Source organism: Halovivax limisalsi (assembly GCF_023093535.1).
Lineage (GTDB): Archaea > Halobacteriota > Halobacteria > Halobacteriales > Natrialbaceae > Halovivax > Halovivax limisalsi.
The window spans coordinates 3,222,496-3,242,322 of record NZ_CP095757.1 but is presented as its reverse complement, the minus strand read 5'-3'; the positions used below and the strand labels follow the sequence as shown (position 1 = coordinate 3,242,322).

General features: G+C 67.5%; 19 protein-coding genes. 6 read left to right on the top strand and 13 right to left on the bottom strand.

What is annotated here, in order from left to right; genetic code table 11:
- Positions 1–7 precede the first annotated feature (7 nt).
- Positions 8–1,072, top strand: a complete 1,065-nt coding sequence (locus MXA07_RS15190; RefSeq protein ID WP_247729439.1) for a glycosyltransferase — start codon at positions 8–10, stop codon at positions 1,070–1,072.
- Between the two features lie 144 nt (positions 1,073–1,216).
- Positions 1,217–2,047 carry a DUF6498-containing protein gene (locus MXA07_RS15185; protein ID WP_247729438.1) on the top strand — a complete coding sequence of 277 codons (831 nt, stop codon included), beginning with the start codon at positions 1,217–1,219 and terminating at the stop codon, positions 2,045–2,047.
- On the opposite strand, the gene MXA07_RS15180 is transcribed toward MXA07_RS15185, so the two are convergent.
- From MXA07_RS15180 to MXA07_RS15130, 11 genes are all read right to left on the bottom strand, one after another.
- On the bottom strand, positions 2,031–2,285 hold the full coding sequence (locus MXA07_RS15180; protein ID WP_247729437.1) for a hypothetical protein: 255 nt from the start codon (positions 2,283–2,285) through the stop codon (positions 2,031–2,033). The genes MXA07_RS15185 and MXA07_RS15180 overlap by 17 nt on opposite strands.
- Before the next feature lie 384 nt (positions 2,286–2,669).
- Positions 2,670–3,401, bottom strand: a complete 732-nt coding sequence (locus MXA07_RS15175; RefSeq protein ID WP_247729436.1) for a class I SAM-dependent methyltransferase — start codon at positions 3,399–3,401, stop codon at positions 2,670–2,672.
- Entirely contained in the window at positions 3,398–6,031 is a 2,634-nt protein-coding gene (gene folP / locus MXA07_RS15170; RefSeq protein WP_247729435.1) for a dihydropteroate synthase, read from the bottom strand. Before folP ends, MXA07_RS15175 begins: the two co-directional genes overlap by 4 nt.
- Before the next feature lie 107 nt (positions 6,032–6,138).
- Entirely contained in the window at positions 6,139–6,531 is a 393-nt protein-coding gene (locus tag MXA07_RS15165) for a PIN domain-containing protein (protein ID WP_247729434.1), read from the bottom strand.
- The gene (locus MXA07_RS15160) at positions 6,528–6,740 is read right to left on the bottom strand and encodes an antitoxin VapB family protein (RefSeq protein WP_247729433.1); all 213 of its coding nucleotides are present in this window, start codon (positions 6,738–6,740) and stop codon (positions 6,528–6,530) included. The genes MXA07_RS15165 and MXA07_RS15160 overlap by 4 nt, the downstream gene beginning before the upstream one ends.
- A 126-nt stretch (positions 6,741–6,866) precedes the next feature.
- The gene (locus tag MXA07_RS15155; RefSeq protein WP_247729432.1) at positions 6,867–7,106 is read right to left on the bottom strand and encodes a DUF8015 family protein; all 240 of its coding nucleotides are present in this window, start codon (positions 7,104–7,106) and stop codon (positions 6,867–6,869) included.
- Between the two features lie 112 nt (positions 7,107–7,218).
- Complete coding sequence (gene carB / locus MXA07_RS15150; protein WP_247729431.1) at positions 7,219–10,503, bottom strand: carbamoyl-phosphate synthase large subunit; 3,285 nt, start codon at positions 10,501–10,503, stop codon at positions 7,219–7,221.
- 260 nt (positions 10,504–10,763) lie between these two features.
- The gene (locus MXA07_RS15145; protein WP_247729430.1) at positions 10,764–11,297 is read right to left on the bottom strand and encodes a DUF5815 family protein; all 534 of its coding nucleotides are present in this window, start codon (positions 11,295–11,297) and stop codon (positions 10,764–10,766) included.
- Between the two features lie 139 nt (positions 11,298–11,436).
- Positions 11,437–11,853, bottom strand: a complete 417-nt coding sequence (locus MXA07_RS15140) for a DUF7124 domain-containing protein (protein WP_247729429.1) — start codon at positions 11,851–11,853, stop codon at positions 11,437–11,439.
- A 56-nt stretch (positions 11,854–11,909) separates the two neighbouring features.
- On the bottom strand, positions 11,910–12,914 hold the full coding sequence (locus tag MXA07_RS15135; RefSeq protein WP_247729428.1) for a M23 family metallopeptidase: 1,005 nt from the start codon (positions 12,912–12,914) through the stop codon (positions 11,910–11,912).
- A gap of 148 nt (positions 12,915–13,062) precedes the next feature.
- Entirely contained in the window at positions 13,063–14,301 is a 1,239-nt protein-coding gene (locus MXA07_RS15130; RefSeq protein ID WP_247729427.1) for an NAD(P)/FAD-dependent oxidoreductase, read from the bottom strand.
- 264 nt (positions 14,302–14,565) lie between these two features.
- Here MXA07_RS15130 and MXA07_RS15125 point away from each other — a divergent pair, with 264 nt between their 5' ends.
- Positions 14,566–15,183: a DUF6149 family protein gene (locus MXA07_RS15125; RefSeq protein ID WP_247729426.1), complete on the top strand. Its 618-nt coding sequence runs from the start codon at positions 14,566–14,568 to the stop codon at positions 15,181–15,183.
- Between the two features lie 26 nt (positions 15,184–15,209).
- Here the strand turns inward: MXA07_RS15125 and MXA07_RS15120 are convergent, their stop codons facing one another.
- Entirely contained in the window at positions 15,210–15,446 is a 237-nt protein-coding gene (locus MXA07_RS15120; RefSeq protein WP_247729425.1) for a DUF7123 family protein, read from the bottom strand.
- 664 nt (positions 15,447–16,110) lie between these two features.
- Here MXA07_RS15120 and MXA07_RS15115 point away from each other — a divergent pair.
- The 3 genes from MXA07_RS15115 (at position 16,111) to MXA07_RS15105 (ending at position 18,369) form a co-directional block, all read left to right on the top strand.
- The gene (locus MXA07_RS15115) at positions 16,111–17,091 is read left to right on the top strand and encodes a transcription initiation factor IIB (protein ID WP_247729424.1); all 981 of its coding nucleotides are present in this window, start codon (positions 16,111–16,113) and stop codon (positions 17,089–17,091) included.
- A 107-nt stretch (positions 17,092–17,198) separates the two neighbouring features.
- On the top strand, positions 17,199–17,888 hold the full coding sequence (locus MXA07_RS15110; RefSeq protein WP_247729423.1) for a type I 3-dehydroquinate dehydratase: 690 nt from the start codon (positions 17,199–17,201) through the stop codon (positions 17,886–17,888).
- Positions 17,889–17,919: 31 nt separating this feature from the next.
- Positions 17,920–18,369: a zinc ribbon domain-containing protein gene (locus MXA07_RS15105; protein ID WP_247729422.1), complete on the top strand. Its 450-nt coding sequence runs from the start codon at positions 17,920–17,922 to the stop codon at positions 18,367–18,369.
- 47 nt (positions 18,370–18,416) lie between these two features.
- Here the strand turns inward: MXA07_RS15105 and MXA07_RS15100 are convergent, their stop codons facing one another.
- Positions 18,417–19,595, bottom strand: a complete 1,179-nt coding sequence (locus tag MXA07_RS15100; RefSeq protein WP_247729421.1) for a 3-dehydroquinate synthase II — start codon at positions 19,593–19,595, stop codon at positions 18,417–18,419.
- Between the last annotated feature and the right edge of the window lie 232 nt (positions 19,596–19,827).

Below are 19,827 nucleotides of genomic sequence, written 5' to 3'. Positions count from 1 at the left end.
GCCGACAATGCGCGTCGCAGCCGTCTCGCTCAGGACCGTCCACCACGAGCGAACGGCGGCGACTACCCGGTTCCAGTCGGTCCTCGAGTTACTCGCCGACGGCGGGTTCGACGTCCACGTCCTGTGTGCGAGGTGGTGGCCGGACGAGCGCGACGTCGTCGCCGAGGCGGGGATCACCTACCACGGCGTCGTTCCCGACCGCGACGCCGGCCGGTCGTTCCTGTGGCGCCTGCCGGTGGCGCTCCGCCGGCTGGGGCCGGACGTCGTCCACGCCGCCGCTCACCGCCCCAAACAGGTGACGGCGGCCGGCTGGGGGACGACCCTCTCGCGGATCCCGCTGGTCGCCGAGTGGCCGGGCTCGGACGGTCACGGCGACCCGGCGGACTACCGCAAGGCCGCCAGACGAGCGGACGCCGTCGTCACGCCGTCGCGACTGGTCCGCACCTGGGCGCGCGAACGCGGGGCCGACGGCGACGACGTCACCGTGATCCCCGACCCGATCGACCTCGATCGGATCCGATCGGTCGACCCCGCATCCGAGACGGACGTCGTCTACAGCCGGCGGCTCGACGAGGGCGCCAACCTCGAGAGCGTCCTCCTCGCGCTGGCGGAGCTGCGCGATCGCGACTGGACCGCCACCGTCGTCGGCGACGGCCCGCATCGCGAGATGTACGAGGAGATGGTGAGCGACCTCCGAATCGAGGATCGGGTCACCTTCGTCGGCCCGGCCGACCGCGACGAGCGCATCGCCATCTACCGCGCCGGCCACGTCTTCGCCCAGACCGCCGAGTACTGCCTCTTCCCGACGGAACTCGCCTGGGCGCTTTCCTGCGGCTGCGTCGGCGTCGTCGAGTACCACGTCGACTCGAGCGGCCACGAACTCGTCGAGGGCCGCGAGCGGGGCTTCCGGACGACCAGCGAGACGGAACTCACCGACGCCATCGTCAGCGCGGGCGACCTGGAGCGGCGGGACTTCGACGACGGGTTCGCCGAATTCGATCGCCGCGAGGTGCGCGAGCAGTACCGAGGGCTGTACGATCGGCTGCGCGAGGAATGTGGATTGATCGGCTGAGCGAATTCGACTGCGTGTATCTAGCTTCTGCGGACTGGTTTCTACATTCACAGCCTCACCTGCGCCCATCGGGGACACCGCGCTAATCAGGCGCTAGCCGAAGATAGTTTATCTTATGCCAGGGTGTGAGAAATAGCCGGCCGAATGGCCAGGCGCTTCGAGACGTCGCTTCGGTCGACCACACTGGTCATCGTGCTGGTGAACCTGTGTCCGCTGGCGGGATTCGTCGGTCTCGAGTGGACGTTTTACGAGGCGATGTTCGTCTACTGGATCGATATCGGACTCATAATTGCGTTCTATAACGTTCTGCTGGTGTTTGGCCAACAGCCGTCTCGTGTCGCAGATAAAGCGGGGCGAATGCACGCTGGAATGATTCCGTTTCCAAAGCGTGAGGGCTCGCTCAGCATCTTCGACCACTTTCCGCCGATCCGGTATCGAAATCTTCGGCTCCTCCCGCTCAATCTGGTTCTGACGCTCGGATTTTGGTCCCTCACGTCGAGACTGTTTCTCGAATACACGAACCCAGCGGTCAGTCTTCCTGCTCAACCCGAGGTCAGAGCGGTGTTTTCGGCGGTTCGGATGGCGTATTCCCCTGGTGGCCTCTCCGTGGCCATCGTTCTGTTCGTCGTACACGCCGCGGTCATCAGCCGAGAATTCTTCGGCGGATGCCAGTACGAGCGGTTCTCCGCGGCCATGCTCGCCGAGTTTTCGGGACGGGCGAGCGCGTTCTGGTTCGTCGCACTGATCGTTGGAACGTTCCTTACGACGATTCCGCGGCTCACCGGGAACGTGCTATTCACGCAGGCGACCGTCTTCGTCGTCGGCGTCGGCGGAAAGGCGGCCGTCGATGTCGCGCTCCTTCGAATTGGCCGCGGGCAGACAGATGGCTGTTTCACGAAGTGGTTCGTTCCGTACGAACCGGCGCCGCCGGATGAAACCGAGCCGACGGACGCCGAGCCTACCGACGCGACTTGATCGGATCGCGTGCTGCGCCGCTATCGGTTCGAGCCCCTTCGAATACGCTCCTGCAGATTTCTAGCATCCCGATGCCGGCCGCGCAGTCCCCGCAGAGGTGCCGCGAGACGTCCTCGAACGCGTTCGCGCACCGCCCGCCGTGTTCCGCGGAGAGGCGAATCCAGTGGCCGTCGGTGAGCGATCGATCGCACCGGTAGCACGTCCGCTCGTCGGATGGCTCGACTGGTGCTCTCGTCACTGCGATCCCTCCACAAAAACGACGCATCTCGTAGATTTCGAAGCCAGAAACGAGCAGAGCTTTCGCTGTCGGTACCACAACCCGGCGAGACCTTTTTGTCTCGGTAGCGTGTTTGCAATCATGGCGACCAAAATCCCACATGGGGAATTGGAAGCCACGCCCTGGGTGTCCCTGCACCCCGGGCATTTCGTACCCGTTCGGACGCGGCTTCCGTCGTGACAATTATCGCGACATTACATATAGTTACTGGATACTATCGCGGAAAACAATCCCTGGTTTCGGGAAGGTTCCGGGCCTGAAGACGAACTGTTCTACCCTGGTCAGCGATACAACTCTGATTCCGGGTCGAAGGGCTTCGTCACCCTACCGAATCCGATTCCGCGCTCACTCCCGCCGCGCGAGCAGGTAGCGCCACTCCCCGCCGCCGAGTTCGTCGCCGATGGTGCGGGCGTCCGCGACGGTGAAGCCGACCGCTTCGAGCGTTTCGCGGGTCCACGCCGCGTCGTGGAAGCTCCAGCGCATCGCGGCGCCGCCGTCGAGCCAGTCCGGATTCTCGCCCTCCCAGGCGCCGGTGCCGGTCGTCAGGAGGAGCCAGCCGCCCGCGTCGAGCACGCGGGCGAACTCGGCCAGGACGGCCTCGTGTTCGCCCGTCGGGACGTGGATGATCGAGTGCAGCGCGCAGATCCCGTCGAACGAGTCCGTCTCGAACGGCAAGCCCGTCAGGTCGCCCTGGACGCGCTCTGGCACGTTGCCATCCGCGCGTTCCGCGCCGACCTCGTCGAACGTCTCGCTCGCCAGCTCGAGTTGCGACCGGGAGACATCCAGTCCGACCACGCCGGCGCCCAGTTCGGCGAGCGGTCGCGACGCCGCACGGCCGTCGCCACAGCCGGCGTCGAGCACGCGCGGGGCCTGCTCGTCGATCCGGTCGAACAGCTCCTCGACGAGCGCGAGCTCGTCGGGATCCTGGTCGCGCTCGTCGGCGTAGGCGGTCGCCAGTTCGTCGTACCCCTCGCGAACCTGCCGGCGCTGTTCGATCGTGTCGTCGCGTGCGTCGGTGTCGTCGCGATCACCGCGTGCGTCACGTTCATCGCTTCCGTCGTTCGCGTTCGTCGTCATTCCCCGTCACCCCGCTCCCGCCGACGCTCGGCGTAGCCGATCGGATCCCGCGTCGCCAGCGCCGTCTCGACGGCGGCGACGTTCTCGGGGACGTCGTGGACGCGGACGACGTCGGCGCCGCGGTCGATCGCGAGCGCCGTCGCGGCGACGGTCGACTCCAGGCGCTCGCCGGCCGCCCGGCCCACCCAGTCGTACATCGACTTCTGGGAGTGGCCGACGAGGATCGGACAGCCAAGCGCCCGGAACTCCTCGAGTCGATCGAGGAGTTCGAACTCCTCGGGTTTCGACTTCCCGAAGCCGAGGCCGGGGTCGACGACGATCCGCTCGCGGTCGAGACCGGCTCGCTCGGCCAGCAAGACCGTCTCCGAGAGGTCCCGGAGGACGTCCCCGACGACGTCGTCGTAGGTCGCCTCGCGGTCCGGATCGACGGGCGCGTCGAGGCTGTGCATCACGACGAGTGAAGCGTCGTGCTCGGCGGCGACGAAGCGCATCTCGGGGTCGGCCAGCCCGGAGACGTCGTTGACGATCTCCGCGCCCGCCTCGAGCGCGGCTTCCGCGACCGCGGCCTTGCGCGTGTCGATCGAGATGGCCGCGTCGAGATCCCGGGTACGCTCGATGACGGGGACGACGCGGTCGATCTCCTCGTCGATCGGCACCGGCTCCGCGCCCGGCCGGGTCGACTCGCCGCCGACGTCGACGATCGACGCGCCCGCCGCGACCATCGCCTCGGCGCGCGCCACCGCGTCGTCGACCGAGTCGTACTCGCCGCCGTCGTGGAAGCTGTCGGGCGTGACGTTCAGGATACCCATCACGGCCGGTGCCTCTCCCCACGGGTAGGACGTGCCGGTGACGTCGATCCCGTGCGGGTCGGGGCCGCCGGATCTCCCGGCGCCGACCTGGCTGTCGTCGTCGCTGTCCCGTCCACCGTCACCGAACCCGAGCGTCCGGCGAATCTCCTCGCCGAGGGCGGCGAGGCCGTACGGCTGGGCGTCGAGTTTCGCGACGAGGCGTTTGAACTGCGAGAGCGTGGCCGTGCAGACGGCCTCGACGAGTTGCTCCTCGCGCTGGAGGCCGGAGATGGCGCACTCGCCGCCGAGGCTCAACAGCTCCTGTTTGAGGTAGGCGGCCTGGCGCTCCTGTACTCGCAGGCGGACCATCCGGTGGACGGCCTTTCCGCGCATCCGCCAGACGCCCTTCTCGGTCACGTTCGCACGTTCCAGGGTCCGCCGCGCGTCCCTGAGGTCCCGAACGCGGGTCTGGGCGCCCGTGAGCGTGTAGTGCGTGCGCGCCTCGGCGATGGCGTACAGCGAGCCGGCGACGACGACCGCGTCGCCAGCCTTTGCATCCGCGAGCGCCGCCTCGAACGCGTCGCGCACGGCCGAGATCGTCCGCACGTCGGCGACGCCTTCGCGCTCGAAGACCCTGGCCAGCACCGCGGGATCGACCGCCCGCTCGTTGGTCGGTCGGCAGGCGATCGCGGCGTCGGGCGTCGGCAACGACGCGATCATCTCGGCGTAGTCCTTGTCGCTCATCGCGCCGACGACGAGGTGCAGGTCGTCGTAGTCGAACGTCGAGAGCGTCGACGTCAAACGCGCACACCCCGCGGGGTTGTGCGCGCCGTCGAGGACGACCAGCGGCGCGTCGTCCATCACCTCGAAGCGGCCGGGCCAGTGCGCGCCGCGCAGGCCGCCGCGGATCTCCTCGTCCGAGACGGCTGCCAGCTGGCGCGCCAGCGTGACCGCTACGCCCGCGTTCTCGGCCTGGTGGGCGCCGATCGCCGCCATCCGACTCTCGACGGGATCAGCCCGGGGCCGAACCGGATGGTCGGACAGGTCGATCGTCACCGCGGCCTCGACGTGTGAAACCCGCCCGTCGTAGGTGACGTGGACGTCGGGCCGCGCGTCGGCGTCGTCGGACGGGTCGACGCCGTCGCCGACCGTCACCACCTCGCCCGCGACGTCGCGGATCGCCGCGAGCGCCGCGCCGTCGGCGGCCGTCACGAGGGCGTTGCCGTCGGTCGCGTTCGAGTTCCCTGCGTCCCGTTCCTCCCCCGCTCCGTCGACCGACGGGGCGACGTGGGCCACGTCGCGGGCGATCTCCTCGATCGTATCGCCGAGGACGTCCGTGTGTTCGAGTGCGACGCTCGTCACGGCGCCCGCGACCGGGTCGACGACGCTGGTGGCGTCCTTCTCGCCGCCGATGCCGACCTCGAGCACGGCGAAGTCGACGCCCTCGCGCGCGAAGTGCCACAGCGCCATCGCCGTCGTCGTCTCGAAGAACGTTGGCGAGGCGCCGTCCGCGCCCCGTTCCGTGAGGTACGCGCCGCACGTCTCGACGAATTCGGTCACCGCGGCCTTCGGAATTTCGCGCCCGTCGACGCGGACGCGCTCTCGCATGTCCTCCAGATGGGGCGAGGTGTAGAGGCCGACGGTGTAGCCCGCCTCCCGGAGGACGGACTCGAGCATTCGGGCCGTCGAGCCCTTCCCGTTCGAGCCCGCGATCTGGATCGCGTCGACCGACTCGTGGGGATCGTCGAGGTGGGCGAGCAAGTCCGCCGTCGACGCCGTCCCCGGGCGAATGCCGAACCGGCCGAGATCGTAGAGCCGATCGGCCGCCTCGTGGTACTCCATACGGGAGGATCAGTCCAGGATCGCTTTAGCGTGTTGAAATTGAGGCGATTCTCGTCCGAGTAGTTGTGTTTCTCCGGCAGCTCTGTCGAACGCCTCGTCACCGCCGTTCACAGAAAGTCCACGTCGAGTAGGTCGGTCATCCCCGAAACGTCGAAATCGTCGTCACTGACGACGAGTCGGTCGTCGTTGACCAGTGCGAACCCGGCGATAAGCGCATCACGCGCTGCGAGCGGTTGTCCCAGTTCCATGAGTTCCGTTTGCAGTTCGGCCGTCGTTCGAGCGAGTTCCGACGACGCGTTCACGACAGTTACCCATTCCAGTGCCCGATCGACGGCATCGAAATCAGGCGGTCCGGACCGGTATACTTCACCTTGGTACACTTCGAATACGACCAGCGGCGGGCCGATTGCACGGTCGTCTAAATTTGATTCGACGTACGAAAGCGCCTCGGGGGACCCATCGAGGTAGTCGATGAGAACGCTACTATCGTAGACCGTCATCGATTCCCAACGCCCTGCTTCATCTCACTTCGAGCCTCGCGAGCTTTCTCGGCCGCATCGGTCCCTTCCCAGAGGCCTGCACCTTCTCGTACTCGTTCGCGACGCTCTTCCAGTAATCTCGTCAGAAGCGAATCGAACGTTTCGTCTTCGCCCTTTAACGCTGCGAGCGCAGCGTGGGTGTCTTCCTCGACTCGAATGCTCTTGCTCATACTCGTTGTATACGACGCAGTATACAAGGCCTTTGTGCTGGGATGTTCTCCGGACCGGTTCGCAACGTCCGATCGGATCCGAGAAAATCCGTACTGCAGACTTGGGTAGCGATGTTCAGAGCAACCTCACGCTCCCTGTAGCCCGTTCGGCGGGCGCAGGAAGAGACCGTCGAGAAGCGTGAGCAGGCCGATCGCGCTAGCGGCGAGCATCGCCGACTCGAGCGGTACGCCGAACGTCTTGCTGGCCGTCGCCGCGCTGGCGAACGCCAGCGGGATGATCGCCAGCAGCAGGTCCCAGCGGGTGACCGTCTCGACGAACCGTCGCAGTCGCGCGAAACCAGGAAGGGTTCGGATGACTCTCTTCATGTCGATGCTCACCTCCACCCGTCTGTACGGGCGGACGGCTCAAAAAAGTAGCGGAAACGGATCGAAAGGGAACGCGAGTGGCTGCGAAGTGCTTAGAACTAGTCGATTGCCCTCACTCGCCTTTCGGCTGGCCCCAGTACTCGTCGCGCTGCGGACGGTCGCCGATGGCCGCGACGTCGATCGGTTCGTCCCTCAGTTCGCGGGCTTCGAGCGCGGCCGAGGCGGCTTCTTCGGTCGAGAAGTACGGTACCTCCTCCTCGACGGCGGTGCTCAGCAGGTCGCGTTTGCCGGAGACGATCAGGTCGATCTCGCCGCGCTTGGTCGCCTCGATCAGGTCGACCGCGTCCGAGAACTCGTAGTACTCGGTAAAGCCCTCGACCAGGGCTTCGCCGGCCTCGCTGTCGGGGTCGGGGAAGGCGCCGTCGGCCAGGTCGAGGACCATCGTCCCCGACTCGGGGATCTCGTTTCCGGCGGCCGACTGGGCCTTCTCGTAGGCCTTGCCGAACGTGTCGGCGGTCCCCATGACCTCGCCCGTCGACTTCATCTCGGGGCCGAGGCGCGGGTCGGAGCCCGGCAGGCGGTCGAACGGCAGGACGACCTCCTTGATCGAGGTCTGTTCGGGTACCTGCTCGGTGACGTCGAGTTCCGCGAGCGAGTTGCCGGCCATCACCTGCGCGGCGATCTTCGCGATCGGGACGCCGGTCGCCTTCGAGATGAACGGCACCGTGCGCGATGAGCGCGGGTTCGCCTCGAGGACGTACACGTCTTCGTCCTTGACGGCCAGCTGGACGTTGAGCAGCCCGACGGTGTCCAGCCCGCGCGCGATCTCCTCTGCGACCTCGCGGACGCGGCGGTTGACGTCGCGCCCGAGCGAGCGCGGCGGGATCATACACGCCGAATCGCCGGAGTGGACGCCCGCGCTCTCGACGTGTTCCATGATGCCGCCGATGAGGACGTCCTCGCCGTCCGCGACGGCGTCGACGTCCAGCTCGACGGCGTCCTCGAGGAACTCGTCGACGAGGATCGGCTTGTCCGGGCTGACGCGGACGGCCTCCTCGATGTACTCCTCGAGTTCGGCGTCGTCGTAGACGATCTCCATCGCGCGGCCGCCGAGGACGTAGGAGGGCCGGACGAGCACCGGGTAGCCGATCTCGTGGGCGAGTTCGAGCGCCTCCTCGAGGGAGGTCGCGGAGCCGCCGTCGGGCTGGGCGATGCCCAGCTCGTCCATCAGGGCGTTGAAGCGGTCGCGGTCCTCCGCGAGGTCCATCGCCTCGACGCCGGTGCCCATGATTTCACAGTCGAGGTCACGGCGTGCCAGCTCGTCCTCCAGCGGTTCGCCGATGTTGACGGAGGTCTGGCCGCCGAACTGGACCATCACGCCGTCGGCGCCGGTCGCCTCGGCGACGTCGGCGACCTCCTCGGCCGTGATCGGCTCGAAGAACAGGCCGTCGGAGGTGTCGTAGTCCGTTGAGACCGTCTCGGGGTTGTTGTTCACGACGTGGGCGTCGATCCCCAGTTCGCGCAGCGCCTGGACGGCGTGAACCGCGCAGTAGTCGAACTCCACGCCCTGGCCGATCCGGATCGGGCCGCCGCCGACGACGACCACGCTCTCGACGTCCGGATCGATCTCGAGTTCGCTGGCGAGCCGAGAGACGCGATCGTCCTCACTCGGGGTACCGTCGCCTGCGCTTCCCGCACTGCCGGCGCCCGGAACGGCCGCGCTCGCGAACTCCGACTGGCGCGCCGAGTAGTAGTACGGCGTCTCGGCCTCGAACTCGCCGGCGCAGGTGTCGACCTGCTTGTAGGATCGGCCGGGAACCTCCGCTTCGACCGACTCGACGTCGGCGCCGGCGGTCGCGGCGATCGCGTCGTTCGTCCGGCCCGCGATCGCCGCCTCGGCGAACTCCCCGTCGCGGGCGAGCGCGTCGGCGTGGGCGATCCGCTCGAAGCGCTCGACGTACCACTCGTGAATGCCGGTCAGGTCACACAGTTCCTCGACCGAAAAGCCGCGGTCGAAGGCCTCGATCATGGCGTACGGGCGGTCCGGCGACGGCCGTTCGAGGTACTCGGCCGAAAGCGTCGCGTCGTCGACGTCCTCCCAGTCGACGCTGGGTTCGTACTCCGAGGACCTGAGCGCCTTCAGCAGGCTCTCTTCGAAGGTGCGGCCGATGGCCATCGCCTCGCCGGTCGACTTCATCGCCGTCGTCAGCTCGAAGTCGACGTCGTCGAACTTGTCGATGGGCCAGCGCGGCACCTTCGTGACGACGTAATCGATCGCGGGTTCGAAGGCGGCGGTCGTCTGGCCCGTGATCTCGTTTTCGATCTCGTGGAGGCGCTTTCCGAGCGCGACCTTCGCCGTGACGCGCGCGATCGGGTAGCCGGTCGCCTTCGAGGCCAGCGCGGAGGAGCGCGAGACGCGGGGGTTGACCTCCACGACGCGGTACTCGCCGCCGGGCGTGCCGTCGTCGTGCCAGGCGAACTGGATGTTACAGCCGCCCTGGATCCCGAGGTCGCGGATGACGTCCAGCGCCGCGGTGCGCATCTCCTGGTGGCCGTCGTCCGGGATGACCTGGGAGGGCGTGACGACGGTGGACTCGCCGGTGTGGATCCCCATCGGATCCAGGTTCTCCATGTTGCAGATGATGATGCAGGAGTCGTCGGCGTCGCGCATCACCTCGTACTCGAGTTCGATCCAGCCCGCGATCGACTCCGTGATGAGCACCTCGCCGTTGCGCGAGAGGCGCAGGCCCTTGCGCACGCGCTCGATCAACTCGTCCATCTCCTCGACGACGCCCGACCCGGAGCCGCCGAGGGTGTAGGTGGTCCGCGCGATGACCGGGAGGCCGCCGACCGCGTCGACGGCCGCTTCGACGCGCTCGCGGAGGTCGTCCTCGGTGAGCGAGGCGACGTCCTCGCCCTCGTCGAGCGTGATCGTCGTCGAGGCCGGGACGGGCTGGCCGATCGACTCCATGCGCTGGCGGAAGAGGTCGCGATCCTCGGTCGCGTAGATGGTGTCGAGCGGCGTGCCCATGATCTCGACGTCGTACTTCTCGAGGACGCCCTCCTCGGCGAGCTCGGCGGTGACGTTGAGGCCGGTCTGGCCGCCGAGGCCGGCGATGACGCCGTCGGGCTCTTCCTCGCGGATGATCTCGGCGATCGCCTCGGTCGTGATCGGTTCGATGTAGACCCGGTCCGCCATCTCCGGGTCGGTCATGATCGTCGCGGGATTCGAGTTGACGAGGACGACGCGGGCGCCTTCCTCCTGCAGCGCCCGACAGGCCTGGGCGCCGGAGTAGTCGAACTCCGCCGCCTGCCCGATCTGGATCGGGCCGCTGCCGATGAGCAGGATCGTGCGCCCGTCCGGCTCGTCCCCGGTTCGGTTGTGCGCGGATGCCATTGGTCGTCCGTTCGAAGTTCGTACATCGTAATAAGCCCCACGATACGTTACGAAACCCGTAACAGATTTTCGAAATTCGCACGATCCGGGATCTCGCCCGCCGCTCGCTGTCCGAGCCGAGCGTCGCGAGGATGGTGCCGCCGTCCGGTTCGGGGCTGCTCGCTCGCGACCGGGGAACAGGCCGAAGAACGGTCGAGCGAGTCGAACGACGGTCCGGCGGCGCGGTTGCTCGCGCCGGCCGCGAAGCGGAATCTCGCCGGTCACACCCGCCGATCGCCGGGCGAATCGAAATCCCTGATCCCTCGATACTCCTCGACGAACGTCTCCACGTCGAACTGGGCGAGCTGTGTCTCGAACTGGGCGATCGTCGCGTCGTCGTCGGCGTGACTCACCGCGTGGTCCATCAGTTCGACGACGAGTTCGACGACGATCTCGTGGAGGCGGCGGGCGTCGAAGTCGGTGACCCACAGCATCGCGTAGCCGACGCCGCCGTCGCCCTCGGCGTCGTGGACGGCGACCCGGTCCGGGAACTCCTCGAGGACGATCCCCAGCAGGTGCGGCGTGCCGAATGCCTCGAAGTCGTCCTCGGGCTCGATCGTCTCGCGAAGGACGTCGACGAAGGACGACGGAAAGAAGCGCGTCGGCGGGTGGACGTCGAGGACGACCGCGTGGCGCTGCCCGCAGGGACATCGGTACTCGCGCATCCCGAGGTCGACCGCGCCCGGATCCAGGGTCTCGCCGCAGGGCAACTCGAGGCCGTCCGGTTCGTCGCCCGGGACGCGTGGCTGACTCATCGGGTATGGGTTCGGTTGGTGGTCCCGTAAGGGTGACGCTGGGGAACGACGACTGACCGGCCAACGCGGGCAGCGTCGGAGTACGTGGGCTCTCCCGGTGAAGGGCGCCGTCGGCCGATCGCCGCCCGGCGACGGTCGATCAGGGCCAGTCGTCGCGTTTCTCGCCCGCCTCGGTCTCGTCAACGTCATCCTCGACGGACGCGGCGACGGTCCAGTCCGCGGCGTCGGCGGCGTCCTCGATCGAGAGGTACTCCCAGTCGACTTCGTCGGCGAGCGCCTCGTCCGCCTCGCTCGTCCCGATGAAGACCTGTCGTTCGGTGGCGAACTGGTCTTTGACGGCCTCCAGGCTCTCCTTCTTGCCGCGTGGGCCGGAGAAGAAGTCCTGGCGAATGCGGTTCTTGCGCGTGAAGTTCGTCACGACGTACGTCGGTTCCTCGGAGACGACGCCCACGTACGTACTCCACGAGCGGGCGTCCTCGAAGACCTGCTCGGGGTAGGCGAGTTCCTCGAGCGCGGCCAGCTCGAACGCGAGGGTCATGTCGGTGCCGCCGTTCATACGTACGGGTTCGTCGGCCGACGCAAAACCGTGTCGATACGGGCGGTGGGGCCCCGCTATCGCTCCGGGGTCGCAGTCCTCGTTTCCCGGTCGGTACGCGGACCCTCGCGGCCGTGGGAAACGCGCTGGCCGGCCTCGACGTACGCCCGCTCTGCCGTCGTGGTGGTCCCCTCCGTCGGCCGTTCGATCCGGACTCGCTCGAACTCGATCGGAAGCCCCATTCCGAGGTAGAAGTTGGGGTGATCCTGCACGTGAAAGTGGAGGTGGGGTTCCGTCGAGTTCCCCGAGTTCCCGCACCGGCCGATCAGCTCGCCTCGCTCGACGCGCTGGCCCTCGTCGACGGCGAAACTACCCGGGGTCAGGTGCGCGAGGACGCTGTACACGTCACCGTGGTCGATCGTGACGTAGTTTCCGCGGATGTCTCGCTGGAACACGTCGAGCGACCCGCCCGGCCGCGGCCCGTCCCGATGGCCGTCCGCCACGTCGACCACGACGCCGCCGGCCGGTGCCCGGATCGGTTCGTCGAAACAGTAGTAGTCCTCGTTCTCGCGCCCGTCCCCGAGGTGAGTTCGCCCCTGCTCGTCGGTTATCAGGAAGTCGTAGGCGTAGCGCTGGGTGTACATCGACCACGAGTGGGAGTGTTCGCGACGGACGCTCCCGTTGATGACCGTCCAGGTCCCGTCGAACGGGAGGCGGTAGTCGACGGTCTGGGTTCGGTCCTCGGGGCCCGGCAGCCGGAGCGAGTAACGGGCGAGGATCACGAGTTGTCCGCCGATCTGTCCGAGCGAGGCCAGCACCACGTACGGGTTCACCATCGTCGGCAGCATCGTGAGGAAGTACGTCCCGTAATACCGCCGATCCCCGAGCTGGATCCAGTCGGTCGGGTCCTCGGCCGGGGAGGCTATCGACCGCACCGTCGACCCGAGCGGCCAGAACCAGAACAGAAAGAAGAACCCGAATATCGCGAGCGGCCGCAACGAGTCGACGAACCAGCCGAGTGCGGCGAGAAAGCCGAGATATCCGAGGTTCGTCGGGTCGAACCGGTACGAGTCCCAATCCATACGCCGTAAGACGGACGAACGTATATAACACGTTCGTCCAGTCGGTACCTATATGATAAATCCGGTACCGTTCGGTCGACGCCTGCGGGAAATCGCGGGACCGTGCGGCCGCCGACGCCACGGCGTTGCAGCCCGTTACGGCGAGGCGCTACTGCTCCTGTGCGGGTGCGAAGGCGTCGACGTCGATCTGCTCGTCCAGCAGCCGGTCGGTCTGCCCGCGGACGTCGCGCTGTTCGCGCATCAGCTGTTTGAGCGGCCGCTGCTGGGAGAGGTCGCCGATGAGGACGCCGCCGACGATCCGCCCGTCCTGCAGGGCGACGCGGCGCCACTCGGTCTCGCTGTAGCGCTGCTCGACGTGGTCGTCGCCGACCGTCGGGTGGCCGAAGGAGAGGAAGGGGAAGTCGAAGTGCGTGATCGAGTACGAGGAGACCCACTCGAAGCCTTCGGCTTCGTCGTCGGCGGCCATGTTGACGGCGGCCACGCGACCCTGTTCCTTGGCCGACCCCCAGGACCCGTTCTGGGCCTCTTGGCCGATGAGCGTGTCGAAAAAGCGGGTGATGTCGCCCGCGGCGTAGACGTCCTCGACCCCCGTCTGCATGAACTCGTCGACGGCGATGCCGCCGTCGCGCTCGACGTCGGTCCCGCGGAGGAACTCCGTGTTGAACGTCAGGCCGATGGCGACGCCGGCGAACTCGCAGGGGTAGCGCTCGTCGTTCGGGTCGACGGCGGCGGTGACGTGGCCGTCGTCGTCCACCTCGAAGTGATCGACGCCGCTGTCGAAGACGGGTTCGACGCCCATCTCGCGCAGCCCGTCGTGGATGATCTCGGCGCCGTCGCCCGAGAGCGCGTAGCGCCACCAGCGATCGCCGCGCATCAGGTACTTGCCCTCGACGTCCTGGGAGCCCATCACCGCGGCGAAGTCGATGCCCAGCAGACCGGCCCCGACGGCGACGCCCCGCTCGGCCGCCTCGGCGGCCTCCTTGATACCGCGGGCGTCCTGGAACGTCCAGAAGTGGTAGATGCCGTCGGCGTCGGAGTTGGGCACCGGGAGCTGGGTCGGCGTCCCGCCGGAGGCGACGAGCAGCTTGTCGTAGGGGATCTCCTCGCCCTCGTGGGTGCGCACCGTCTTCGCGTCGGTGTCGATCCGGGTGACGTGGGTGTTCAGCGAGAGGGTGATGTCCCGCTCGTCGTACCAGGACTCGTCGTGGATCGAGATCGGCGCTTCGGGCAGCTTTCCCTTGGCGTGTTCTTTGATCAGGATGCGATTGTACAGTGGTTCCCCTTCGTCCGTGATGACGGTGATCGAGGAGTCGGGATCCTCCTCGCGAAGGGTTTCGGCGGCGGAACTGCCCGCGATTCCGTCGCCGATAATGACGTACTCGCTCATGACCGCTGGTTCGAAAGCCGGGTTAAAGTGGGTTGCTATCTGCCGATAGCGAGCCCCCACGGCGCTCGAACCTACGATACGCGGTTTCTGTCCGCGCACGGGCGCTGTAGGGCCGTGATCCGGAATACTTACTGCGACGCGGATGGCCCGGACTGCGACGCGGATAGCCGGCGATGGGGGTTCGGGGCCGTCGGCTACGCGGATGGACTCCGACACGGACGAGCGGTCGAACCCCTGATGTGGCTCGCGACCGAACGGTGACCTATGAAGCTCCGCCAGAACGCGCGTCACTTCGCCTCCCGCAAGGCACTGGAACTCCCCGGCGTTCGAGCGGTGGCCCGTCGCGGCCTCGTCCGCCTCCACACGCGGGTATTCCTCGGGAAGGCCGACCCGGACCACGCCGAGGACCGCCGCGAACACCTCGAGGACCTCTTCGACGTGACGGTGGACAGCTACCTGGCCGCGCTCCGGGCGGGCCACGACGAGGCCGAGGCGCGGGAGATCACGCACCTCCAGGCCAACTTCGACTTCTACAATCACGGCTGGACGGAGATGATGGAGATCCCGTCCGACGAACTCGAGGCTCACTACGAACGGTACGCGCCCTTCTTCGAGGAGCGGGGGATCACGATCGACGATCCTCTCGGCGACTTCGAAACCGGGCCGATCGCGGCGGCGCCCTCGACGCCCGACCGGCTCGACGACCCGGTCCACCCCCACGCCGAGGGCGGCTTCGCGGACGACGCGTACGTCGAAGGCCCGGACGGCGAACTGACCATCGGCGGACGTGCGGAGCCGGAATCGGTGCCGCTATCGGACGCCGTCGGCGTCGGGCAGCGGACGGCTACGGGCGAGGACTCGGACGATTCCTGCCGGGACTGATCGCGAACGGTCGGTCCGCACGTCGATCAGTTGACCTCGACTTTCCAGGTGGTGCTCGAGGAGTAGCCCCACTTCTCGATGTCGATGTCGAAATCGCCCTCCTGCAGGCTGGTGATGTTCGACCCGACCTCCTTCGCGGTCATGCCGAGTTCTTCGCCGATCAGACGAGATTTGAAGTACGTCTTCGTCTGACCGCGTTCGCGGAGGTATTCGAGGATGCGGTGTTGCTTTCCCGAGAGGGTGCTCGCCATCGCGGAACTCATACTCGATGGGTGGACGACGAAGGCCTTGAGGGGTTTGGTACGTGCGGTAAATCGGCCGCAGTCTGGCGGTTTTCCCCGACGGTACCCTCGTATTGGCACCGCGTAGTGACGTATTACCGCTCTCCGCCGCGCCGTTGGTACAGGGAGGTAACCGACGAGTTCGGTCGGTCGTCTTCGCTCCATCGCCCGCGACCTGCCTCCCGCTGGACGGCCGGGCCATCGGCGGAATACTTCGCTGGTGTCGGCTCGGTTCCGTCCCTGGCGAGCGCACGATCGCTCCTCGCGCCCGTGCGCACTTCAGCAGCCGGCCACCACCGACGCCCATTTCTGTTTGTTTACTGTGATCAACTTCTCCGGTAATTGCATTTATAAAACTCCATGATTATATTATTATGCAAACGTAATCGCCGTCCTCGTGGCCGATATCGTCGATTCTGTTGAGCAACTGGCCGTCGAAACGAATCCCGGTCGGGTCGAATCGACGAGCGGTCCATTCTCCAATAAAAAACTTCCGGAATAGAATTCGCCTCCCGCCGAATTTCACGGCGTCCGGCCTCAGCGCCATACGATACCGAAATATTTAAGAGACGCGTCTGGAAACATAGGTAGCAACGAATCTGGCCGCGCGACGCACCTGTTCAGCCGGTCAGGCCACACCTCTCGCATGACGAACGCATCACAGTCCACACGAGTACGACGTAGCGAACAACGAACGACCGAGACCGAAGACGAATCCACCCACGATCACGTCACCTGCCCCGAGTGCAGCGGCCAGCTCGTCGCCGACGACGAGCACGGCGAGACCGTCTGTTCGGACTGTGGCCTGGTCGTCGCCGAGGATTCCGTCGACCGCGGCCCAGAGTGGCGCGCCTTCGACGCCAGCGAGAAGAACGAGAAGTCCCGCGTCGGCGCCCCGACCACCAACACGATGCACGACAAGGGCCTGTCGACCAACATCGACTGGCGCAACAAGGACGCCTACGGCAACTCGCTCGGCTCTCGCCAGCGCGAGAAGATGCAGCGCCTGCGCAAGTGGAACGAGCGCTTCCGGACGCGTGACTCCAAGGAGCGCAACCTGAAGCAGGCGCTCGGCGAGATCGACCGCATGGCCAGCGCCGTCGGCCTGCCGACGAACGTCCGCGAGACGGCGTCGGTCATCTACCGCCGCGCGCTCGAAGAGGATCTGCTCCCCGGCCGATCCATCGAGGGCGTCTCGACGGCCTGCGTCTACGCCGCCGCGCGCCAGGCCGGCGTCCCCCGTTCGCTCGACGAAATCGCCGACGTCAGCCGCGTCGAGAAGAACGAGATCGCCCGCACCTACCGCTACGTGGTGCGCGAACTCGGCCTCGAGGTCCAGCCCGCCGACCCCGAGAGCTACGTGCCGCGCTTCGCCTCGGGCCTGGATCTCTCCGACGAGTCGGAGCACCGCGCTCGATCGCTCCTGAAGAACGCCAAGGAGAAGGGCGTCCACTCCGGCAAGTCGCCGGTCGGCCTCGCGGCCGCCGCGGTGTACGCCGCCGCCCTCCTCACAAACGAGAAGACCACGCAGGCCGCCGTCAGCGAGGTCGCCGACATCTCCGAGGTCACGATCCGCAACCGCTACCACGAACTCCTCGAGGCCGAGGAGACCATCGGGATGGCCTGAGCGGGTGCAGTGACCTCGCCCCTCGGCTCCCCCGATCGCACCCCGTCGCGCCGGGCGACCGACCGCCGATCCGACGATTTTTGCCGGCGGGACCCTCGCATCTCCGTATGAACTTCGAATCGTTCGTCCTCGCGGCCGCCACGGACACGCTGGCCGACGCGTCGGCGCCGGCCGTTCGCGAGCACGCCGACGCCGTCGAGTTTCGGCTGGACCTGGCCGACGATCCCCTGACCGCGCTCCGGTCGTACGACGGCCCGCTGCCGATCATCGCGACCAACCGGGCCGACTGGGAGGGCGGTGCGTCGGGCGGACCGGATCGGCTCGACACCCTCGAACGCGCGATCGAGGTCGAGCCCGTCGCGGCCGTCGACGTCGAACTGGCGGCGATCCGGCGCGGGACGGCCCGCTCGCTCCTCGAACGGGCGAGCGAGCGCGGCGTCGCCGTCATCGCGTCGGTCCACGACTTCGAGGCGACCCCGTCCGAGCGGGCGATGGAGCGGCTGCTGGCCCGCGCGAGCGAGCACGCCGACGTCGCGAAACTCGCCGTCACGCCGGACGCGCCGGCGGACACGCTGGCCCTCCTGTCGGCGACGGCGCGGGCGACCGAGCGCGGCCTGTCGGTCGCGACGATGGCGATGGGGCAACTGGGGGCGCACACGCGCGTCGTCGCGCCCATCTACGGCTCGACGATCGGCTACGCGCCGGTCGACGCGGAGCGCGCGACGGCACCCGGCCAGCTACCGGTCGCCGAACTCGCCGGGCTTTACGAGCGATTGTGTTCGGAACGAGGGAATTAACCCCTTCGAGTGAGAACGGCAACCACTGCCGATGAGCTGGATCCGCGCCCTGGCGGCCGCCGCCCTTTCGCTCGTCTTTCCGGGGAGTGGGCACGCGCTCCTTCGCGACTGGGTACAGGCGTTTCTCTTCGGGACGCTCTTCGTCCTCTCTATTGCCCTGCTGCTGCCCGTCGACGAACTCGCGGCGCTCGCGAGCGACTCACAGATCTCGAGCGTGGCACAGTACCGGGCCTTCTCCACCGAGGTCTCGGCGACGATCGAGGCGAACACGGGTCTGCTCGAGCAATTTACCCTGTCGTTTCTCGCCCTGTTCGCCGCGATTCACGCGGGGATGCGGGGGCTGCAACTCACGGGCGAGCCGGAGTCAGGTGAGGCGACGCCCTCCTGTCCCCACTGCGGAAAGCCGCTCGACGACGACCTGACGTTCTGTCACTGGTGTACGACGCGACTGGACGAGGAGCCCGACCAGCCGCCCGTCTGACCGATCGCGGGGCTTGCAATCGGGCGCACCGAACGCGTCGGCCGCCGCTACTTCTCGATGATCTGTTCCTCGACCGCCTCGCCGAAGTGTCGCGCGGTCTCCTCGTAGTAGAGGGCGATCTCGTCGCCGGTCTCGAGGTCGGTGACGGCCGTGCGCCCCTCGGGCGTGGCGACCGAGACCGTCTCCGCGTTCTGCAACAGGGTTTCGACGCGGTCGCCCGACTCGGTTTCGAGCGCCACGCGGAACATGGGGCGCTGTTCGATCTTGACCCGGCCGACGATCGCCTCGCGGGTCCCGCCGTCGCGGTCGACCACCTGGACGGCGTCGCCGCTCGAGAGCTCGGAGAGGTACTTCGTCTCACCGCCGGGCGTGCGGACGTAGGCGTGGACGGCGCCCGCGTTGACGCGGAAGGGGCGAGCGGCGACGTAGGGTGAGTCGGCCGTCTCCGCCTGGACGAAGACGAGCCCGCGGGACATCGAGCCGACGAGCATCCCCTCGTCGTCGTCCATCAGGCTCCCCGTGTCGACGCAGACGCGATCGGCGGAGCCGATCTGCTCGATCGACCGGACCGTCGCCCACTCCAGGTCGAGCGTCTCGCGGTCGGTCTCGTCCCTGACTTCGACGGTCCGGCGGATCTCGTCGGGGTCGGCGCTGTCGAGGAGGACGGCGTCGGCCCCGAGTTCGAGCGTCTCGAAGGCGGTGCGGGCCTCCTCGGCGTTCGTGACGCCCGCGACGAGCTCGGTCTCCTCGCCGATGCGCGCGATCAGGTTCTCGAGCGGGATGATCGTCCAGTCCTCGCCGATGACGATCGTGTACTCGGCTTCGGCCGCGGCCGCCTCGGCGAAGGCCTCGTAGTCTTCGTTCAGGATGCGGACGTACGCCCCGGCTGGGACGGGCCGATCCCGCCGGAGCGTCGAGAGGTCGGCCGACCCCGAGAAGTCCCCGGGGAGATCGACCGTGCCGTCACCTTCGCCGTTCTTGCCGACGACCGCGACGTCGGGACTGCCGGCCGTCCCGTCGGCCTCGGCGTCGTCGATCAGCGAGACGTCGCCGTCGGTGCGGAAGGCGGCGACGTTGATCTCGCCGAGTTCGCGGACGCGCTCGACGTCCGCTTCGTCGACCAGCACCCAGTCCGCCCCCGCCTCGAGGGCGGCCGTCACGCGTTCGCGCCGGTCGTCCCAGTCGCCGACGCTGTCGTCGGCCTTGACCCAGACAGCTCTCGTCATACCTCGACCCTCTCGCGGTACCGGCTTGAACGTGGCGGAACGACTGACCGTTGCCGGGGGTCGGGAATGGCCGACGAAACCCGGCCGACCCGCGCGCCCGCTCGCCCGGCTGGCGCGGTGACCCCATCTTCCCCGCGGAACTGGTTTGCTGAACCGGGCGTGAGAACGCGTCTGTAGAAACGGGTGGGCGACCGTACCTGCAGAACGAGGTGTGGTAACGCGTCTCCCGAAA